Source organism: Pseudonocardia nigra (genome assembly GCF_019396355.1).
GTDB lineage: Bacteria > Actinomycetota > Actinomycetes > Mycobacteriales > Pseudonocardiaceae > Pseudonocardia > Pseudonocardia nigra.
Map to the genome: position 1 here is coordinate 1 of NZ_JAHKRK010000293.1, position 7,729 is coordinate 7,729.

Below are 7,729 nucleotides of genomic sequence, written 5' to 3' on the forward strand. Positions count from 1 at the left end.
CGGGGGTGCGATGGGCGCTCACTCGCGGTGATCACGGGCGGAGGGTGGCGAGGACATCGTCGGGCACGACCTTCTGCCCGTGATCGCGCCGGCCGGGGCCACCGACGGGCCGCGGGTGCTGATCGCTCGGTCGGCCGCCCGCCGGTGATCGTCGTGAGGGTGCGGTTCTGGCGGTGTGTGGTGCGATAACGGGGATCCCGCGGTGATCAGTGCGCGCGTGATCGCCGTCAATGGGCCGTCTCGGCGGTCGGGGGTGCGATGGGCGCGCACTCGCGGTGATCACGGGCGCGGGGTGGCGAGTTCGTCTCCGGCCGCGACCTTCGGCCCGTGATCGCGCCGGCCGGGCCATGGACGGCCGCGGGTGCCGATCGCGTGGTCGGCCGCCCGGTGATCGCCGTGAGAGTGCGCTTCTCACGGTAGGTGGTGCGGGGACGGGGATCTCGCGGTGATCAGTGCGTGCGTGATCGCCGTCAGGTGGCCGTTTCGGCGGTCGGGGGTGCGATGGGCGCTCACTCGCGGTGATCACGGGCGGAGGGTGGCGAGGACATCGTCGGGCACGACCTTCTGCCCGTGATCGCGCCGGCCGGGGCCACCGACGGGCCGCGGGTGCTGATCGCTAGGTCGGCCGCCGGCCCGTGATCGGCGTGAGTGTGCGGTTCTCGCGGTGGGTGGTGCAGTAGCGGGGGTCTCGCGGCGATCAGTGGGTGCGTGATCGCCGTGAGGTGGCCGTCTCGGCGGTCGGGGGTGCGATGGGCGCGCGCTCGCGGTGATCACGGGCGGAGGGTGGCAGGACATCGTCGGGCACGACCTTCTGCCCGTGATCGCGCCGGCCGGGGCCACCGACGGGCCGCGGGTGCTGATCGCTAGGTCGGCCGCCGGCCCGTGATCGGCGTGAGTGTGCGGTTCTCGCGGTGGGTGGTGCAGTAGCGGGGATCTCGCGATGATCAGTGCGTGCCTGATCGCTGCGAGGTGGGCGTTTCTGCGGTCCGGAGTGCGAGCGGCGCTCGTTCGCGGTGATCATGGGCGAAGGGCGGCGGGGACGGGCCGGGCACAGCCTTCTGCCCGTGATCGCGCGGTCACCGGGATCGGGTCCACCCACCCGGCACCGCACACACCGGGTGGAGGCGGCACACATGGTCGGCGGTGTGTGCGGGGCACGGACGGTGTGTGGCGTGCCCGTCGAGGGGTCGGGCGCCTACGAGAACTGCGGCCGGGCCTCGCGGTCGGCGGCGGGCGGGAGGGCGCCCTGCGCCGCGGCGTCGAGGGCGGCCTGGGCGGTGCGGGGCACGTGGACGACCCCGGCCCGGTCGAGCTTCGCCAGCTCCGAGCGGGCGCGGGCGTAGGCGGCGAGCCGCTCGGGGTCGTTGTCGGAGTCGCGCGCCGTGGTGAGCAGCTTGATCACCCGTTCGACCGTGGAGCGCTCGGCGGGGGAGAGGCCGGAGAGCCGGATGCGCTCCGCCGCCTCGCGCGCGGCCTTCCAGGCGCGTTCGGCGTGGTCGACGGCGGTGACGAACGCGGCACCGTGCGAGCTGGTCGGGTACTCGTCGGTCTCCAGCGCCTGGGCCTCGGCGAACGCGTCGACGAACCGGGCGGTGCTGCCGACCGAGACGTCGGCGAGCGCGGGCAGGCGCAGCACCTCCATCGGGTCGCACTCGAACGCGGCGTACTCGGCGCGCAGCGTGTGGAACCGGGCCCGGGCCCGCTGCCAGACGAGGTCGGGACGGGGCGGGGCGGCGGGCCTGCCGGGCAGTGGCGACGTGCCGGCGGCACCATCGCGGCGCAGGGCGTTGCGGCGCCGGTGGTGCCGGACGGCGAGGAACACGACCCCGCCCACGACCAGGGTGGAACCGGCGGCCGCCGCCATGACCGCGCCGAGCACGATGAGGGCGACCAGCGCCATCGCGAGCGCCGTGCCCGTGCCGAGGACGGCCGGGATGCGGATCAGCAGCAGCCACGGGGACGGCCGGCGCCTCGGGTGGCGGCCCGCCACGTGCCGGCTCCGTCGCCGCCGCATCTCCGCCGCCGCGCGCTGGCGGCGCCCCTCGGCGAAGGCCGCGGAATGCCCCGGATGGTGTCGCACCTCTCCTTGGTACCGGAAGCGTGGCGCACTTCGCACGGGTCCGATCGTGTGTGCGCCTGTAAGTTCCCTTCGGCCGATCTGCGTCGGCGCGTCGTCACCGCAGCCGGCGCGGGTCATCAGGAAGGGGTTGCCGTGTTCCGCAAGGTGCTGGTCGCGAACCGTGGGGAGATCGCCATCCGGGCGTTCCGTGCCGCCTACGAGCTCGGGGTGTCCACGGTCGCGATCTTCCCGTACGAGGACCGCAACTCGCTGCACCGGGCCAAGGCCGACGAGTCGTACCAGATCGGTGAGCCCGGGCACCCGGTGCGGGCCTACCTCTCGGTCGACGAGGTGATCAAGGCTGCGAAGAAGGCGGGCGCGGACGCGATCTACCCGGGCTACGGCTTCCTGTCCGAGAACCCGGACCTGGCCGAGGCGTGTGAGCGGGAGGGCATCACGTTCGTCGGCCCGCCCACCGACGTGCTGCACCTGACGGGCAACAAGGCCCGTGCCGTCGCCGCGGCGCGCGAGGCCGGTGTGGCGGTGCTGCGCTCGTCGGATCCCTCGAGCGACGTCGACACCCTGCTGGCGGCGGCCGACGAGGTCGGCTTCCCGATCTTCGTGAAGGCGGTCGCGGGGGGCGGCGGGCGCGGGATGCGCCGCGTCCAGCAACCGGGCGAGCTGCGCGAGGCGATCGAGGCGGCGATGCGGGAGGCCGAGTCGGCCTTCGGCGACCCGACGGTGTTCCTCGAGCAGGCGGTGGTGAACCCCCGCCACATCGAGGTGCAGATCCTCGCCGACGGCCAGGGCAACGTCTCCCACCTCTACGAGCGCGACTGCTCGGTGCAGCGGCGCCACCAGAAGGTGGTGGAGATCGCGCCGGCGCCGAACCTGGACCCGGAGCTGCGCGAGCGGATCTGCACCGACGCGGTGAAGTTCGCGAGGGCCATCGGCTACGTCAACGCGGGCACGGTGGAGTTCCTGCTGGACGAGCGCGGCAACCATGTGTTCATCGAGATGAACCCGCGCATCCAGGTCGAGCACACCGTCACCGAGCAGGTCACCGACCGCGACCTGGTGATCGCGCAGCTGCGGATCGCGTCCGGGCTGACCTTGCCGGAGCTGCGGCTCGACCAGTCCGACGTGACGCTGTCGGGCGCGGCGCTGCAGTGCCGCGTCACCACCGAGGACCCGACCAACGGCTTCCGCCCGGACACCGGCACGATCAGCGCCTACCGCTCCCCGGGCGGACCGGGTGTGCGCCTGGACGGCGGCACCACCCACACCGGCGCCGAGGTGAGTGCCCACTTCGACTCGATGCTGGTGAAGCTCACCTGCTACGGGCACGACTTCTCCAACGCCGTGCGCCGCGCCCGCCGCGCGATCGCGGAGTTCCGGATCCGCGGGGTCTCCACGAACCTGCCGTTCCTCGCCGCGGTGCTCGACGACCCCGACTTCGCCGCCGGCCGGGTCACCACCAGCTTCATCGACGAGCGCCCGCAGCTGCTGCACGCCCGCCGCCCGGCCGACCGCGGCAGCCGGGTGCTCAACTACCTGGCCGACGTCACGGTGAACCGGCCGAACGGGCCGCGCCCGGACGTGGTCGAGCCGGTGGACAAGCTGCCCCGCTTCGACCTGACGGGCGCGGTGCCGGACGGGTCGCGGCAGTTGCTGCGCGAGCTGGGTCCGGAGGGTTTCGCGGCCCGGCTGCGTGCGCAGGAGGCCGTGGCCGTCACCGACACGACGTTCCGGGACGCCCACCAGTCGCTGCTGGCCACCCGGGTGCGCACCCGGGACCTGCTGGCCGTCGCCCCGGCGGTGGCGCGGACGGCGCCGCAGCTGCTGTCGCTGGAGTGCTGGGGCGGGGCCACCTACGACGTGGCGCTGCGGTTCCTGGCCGAGGACCCGTGGGACCGGCTGGCCGCGCTGCGCGAGGCCGTGCCGAACATCTGCACCCAGATGCTGCTGCGGGGGCGCAACACCGTCGGGTACACGCCGTACCCGACGGAGGTGACCGACGCCTTCGTCGAGGAGGCGGCGCGGACCGGGATGGACATCTTCCGGATCTTCGACGCGCTCAACGACGTCGAGCAGATGCGCCCCGCGATCGATGCGGTGCGCAGCACGGGCACGGCGCTGGCGGAGGTGGCGCTCTGCTACACCGGTGACCTGTCCGATCCCTCCGAGCAGCTCTACACGCTGGACTACTACCTGCGGCTGGCCGAGCAGATCGTCGACGCCGGCGCGCACGTGCTGGCGATCAAGGACATGGCCGGGCTGCTGCGCCCGCCCGCGGCCCGCACGCTCGTCACGGCACTGCGCGAGCGGTTCGACCTGCCGGTGCACCTGCACACGCACGACACCGCGGGCGGCCAGCTCGCCACGCTGGTGGCGGCGATCGAGGCCGGGGTGGACGCCGTCGACGGCGCCGTCGCGTCCATGGCGGGCACGACGAGCCAGCCGTCGCTGTCGGCGCTCGTCGCGGCCACCGACCACACGCCGCGCGCCACCGGGCTGGACCTGCAGGCCGTCTCCGACCTGGAGCCGTACTGGGAGGCCGTGCGCAAGGTCTACGCGCCGTTCGAGTCCGGTCTGGCGTCGCCGACCGGGCGTGTCTACCACCACGAGATCCCGGGCGGGCAGCTGTCGAACCTGCGCCAGCAGGCAATCGCGCTCGGGTTGGGCGACCGGTTCGAGCTGATCGAGGACTGCTACGCCGCCGCCGACCGGATGCTCGGGCGGCTGGTGAAGGTCACGCCGTCGTCGAAGGTGGTGGGCGACCTCGCGCTGCACCTCGTCGGGGCGGGCGTGGAGCCCAAGGACTTCGAGGCCGACCCCGGCCAGTTCGACGTGCCGGACTCGGTGATCGGGTTCCTGCGCGGGGAGCTGGGCGACCCGCCCGGGGGCTGGCCGGAGCCGTTCCGCACCCGCGCGCTGGAGGGCAGGCCCGCGGAGAAGGCGGTGCCGGAGCTGTCCGACGACGACCGCCGCGGCCTCGCCGACGACCGTCGCGCCACGCTGAACCGGCTGCTGTTTCCCGGTCCGGCGAAGGAGTACGCCGCCCACCAGGAGGCCTACGGCGACACCTCGGTGCTGTCCACGAAGGACTACCTGTACGGGCTGGAGCCGGAGATCGAGCACACCGTCGAGCTGGAGCCGGGCGTCACGCTGCTGCTCCAGCTCGAGGCGATCTCCGAGGCCGACGAGCGCGGCTACCGCAACGTCCTGGCCACCCTCAACGGGCAGCTGCGCCCGGTGTCGGTCCGTGACGCCGCGGTCGCCACCGACGTCAAGGCCGCGGAGAAGGCCGACCGGTCGAACCCGCGGCACGTGGCCGCGCCGTTCGCCGGGGTCGTGACGCTGTCCGTCGCCGAGGGCGACACGGTCGAGGCGGGCCAGACCGTCGCGACGATCGAGGCGATGAAGATGGAGGCCTCGATCACCGCCCACGAGGCGGGCACGATCGCCCGGCTCGCGATCGGCAACGTGCAGCAGGTGGAGGGCGGCGACCTGCTGCTCGAGCTGCGGTAGGCGCGTGAGACGTTGCAGCAAAGCCATTTTCACGCAACGGGGCTGCATGAAAGTGGCTTTGCTGCAAGCCGTGCCGACGACGGTGGGGCGGTGCAACTTCGGGCGGGCGAGGGGAGGACGGTTCGTGACCCGGATCATCGCGGGCGCCGCGGGTGGGCGCAGGCTCGCCGTGCCGCCACGGGGGACGCGCCCCACGTCGGACCGGGTCCGGGAGGCCCTGTTCTCGGCGCTGGACAACGCCCCCGGGCTCGCCGGTGCCGCAGTGCTCGACCTGTGCGCAGGCTCCGGGGCGCTCGGGCTCGAGGCGCTCTCCCGGGGGGCAGGGCACGCGCTGTTCGTCGAGTCCGACCGGCGGGCGGCCGCGGTGCTGCGCCGCAACGTCGCCGATCTGGGCCTGCCCGGGGCGGTCGTCCGGCTGGGTGCGGCCGGGTCCGTGCTGGCGGGCCCCGCCGACCGCACCTACGACGTGGTGCTCGTCGACCCGCCCTACGACGTCCCGGACGCCGAGGTGGCCGGCTGGCTGGCGGCCGCCGCGGCGCACGGCTGGCTCGCCGAGGACGTCGTCGTCGTGGTCGAACGGGCGCGGGGCGCGGCCTTCCCCTGGCCGCCTCCGCTGCGGTCGCTGCGTGAGCGCCGTTACGGCGACACCGTCCTGCACGTGGGGCATCAGCCCCAGCACGGCTGTTACCGTCCTCGACCATGAGGCGCGCCGTCTGCCCCGGCTCCTTCGACCCCCCGACCAACGGTCATCTCGACGTCGTGAGCCGCACGGCGGCGCTGTTCGACGAGGTCGTCGTCGCGGTGCTGGTGAACAAGAGCAAGAAGAGCATGTTCACCGTCGACGAGCGCATGGAGATGCTCGCCGAGATCACCGCGCCGTACCCCAACGTGCGCGTCGGGTCGTTCCACGGCCTGCTGGTGGACTACTGCCGGGACCACGACATCCGCGCGATCGTCAAGGGCCTGCGCGTCGTCACCGACTTCGAGTACGAGCTGCAGATGGCACAGATGAACCAGCGGCTGTCGGGCGTCGACACGCTGTTCATGTCCACCAGCCCGGAGTACGGCTTCGTGTCCAGCTCGCTGGTCAAGGAGGTGGCCACCTACGGCGGCGACATCGCTCATCTGCTGCCGGAGACCGTGCACCGCAAGCTCCTGGACCGGATCGCCGAGCGCGCGTAGGCGCCCGCATCACCCGTTCGTCTCTTGACACGCGGGTGGCGGGCGCAATTCACATGGTTGCGCCGTCACGGTGAGAGGATGCCCCGCGTGTACCGGGTCTTCGAATCGCTCGACGCGCTGGTCACGGTCGTCGAGGAGGCTCGGGGCGTCCCGATGACCTCGAACTGCGTCGTTCCCCGTGGCGACGTCCTCGAACTGCTCGACGACGTCCGCGAGGCCCTGCCCGGGGAGCTGGACGACGCCCAGGACGTGCTCGACCGGCGCGACGAGCTGGTCGACGACGCCACACAGGAGGCCGAGCAGACCCGGTCGGGCGCGCAGGCCGACGCGGAGCAGATGGTTGCCGAGGCGCGCGCCGAGGCCGAGCGCATGGTGGCGGAGGCCCGCGAGGAGGCCGAACGGACGATGGCGCAGGCCCGCCACGAGGCCGAGCGCGCCGTCGCCGAGGGGCGCAGGCAGTACACGGAGCTGACCGACCGGGCGCACGCCGAGGCGGACCGGCTCGCGCACGCCGGACGGGCGGCCCACGACCGCTACATCGCCGACGGGCAGGCCGAGCAGGCGAGGCTGGTGTCGCAGACCGAGGTCGTGCGGGCCGCACACGGAGAGGCGGCCCGGATCGTCGACGCCGCCGAGGCCGAGGCCGACCGGCTGCGCCGGGAGTGCGACGGCTACGTCGACACCAAGCTCGCCGAGTTCGAGGACACCCTCAACAAGGCCCTGCGCACCGTCACCCGCGGCCGCAGCCAGATCTGGCGCGGTGGGCCCGGGCAGGGGAACCCGGCGGGTGCGTCGGCGAACGGCCGCTCCGGCACCGGCATGGACCTCATGGACTAGAGCGTGTCCCGTGGATCATGCGGGTCGGCTGCGGTAGATCTCTTCTGTGCTTGATCGCCACGACTTGACCGACGCGGAGTGGGCACGGCTGGAGCCGTTGCTGCCCGACCGGACACCGCG

Annotated in this window: 5 protein-coding genes; 4 read left to right on the forward strand and 1 reads right to left on the reverse strand. The window is 73.3% G+C overall.

Features of this window, described 5'->3' with window-relative positions; all coding sequences use genetic code 11:
• Positions 1-1,195 precede the first annotated feature (1,195 nt).
• Entirely contained in the window at positions 1,196-2,080 is an 885-nt protein-coding gene (locus tag KME75_RS38100; RefSeq protein WP_219419800.1) for a hypothetical protein, read from the reverse strand.
• A gap of 132 nt (positions 2,081-2,212) precedes the next feature.
• Between KME75_RS38100 and KME75_RS38105 the strand changes: the two genes are divergently transcribed.
• The 4 genes from KME75_RS38105 to KME75_RS38120 all read left to right on the forward strand — a co-directional run bounded on the left by KME75_RS38105 (position 2,213) and on the right by KME75_RS38120 (position 7,609).
• Positions 2,213-5,590, forward strand: coding sequence for a pyruvate carboxylase (locus KME75_RS38105; protein ID WP_219419801.1), 3,378 nt, complete (start codon positions 2,213-2,215; stop codon positions 5,588-5,590).
• Positions 5,591-5,714: 124 nt separating this feature from the next.
• Positions 5,715-6,293, forward strand: a complete 579-nt coding sequence (gene rsmD / locus KME75_RS38110) for a 16S rRNA (guanine(966)-N(2))-methyltransferase RsmD (protein ID WP_219419802.1) — start codon at positions 5,715-5,717, stop codon at positions 6,291-6,293.
• Complete coding sequence (gene coaD, locus KME75_RS38115; protein ID WP_219419803.1) at positions 6,290-6,772, forward strand: pantetheine-phosphate adenylyltransferase; 483 nt, start codon at positions 6,290-6,292, stop codon at positions 6,770-6,772. Before rsmD ends, coaD begins: the two co-directional genes overlap by 4 nt.
• 87 nt (positions 6,773-6,859) lie before the next feature.
• A complete protein-coding gene (locus tag KME75_RS38120; protein ID WP_219419804.1) occupies positions 6,860-7,609 on the forward strand; it encodes a DivIVA domain-containing protein in 750 nt (249 codons plus the stop codon).
• The last annotated feature ends 120 nt before the right edge of the window (positions 7,610-7,729 follow it).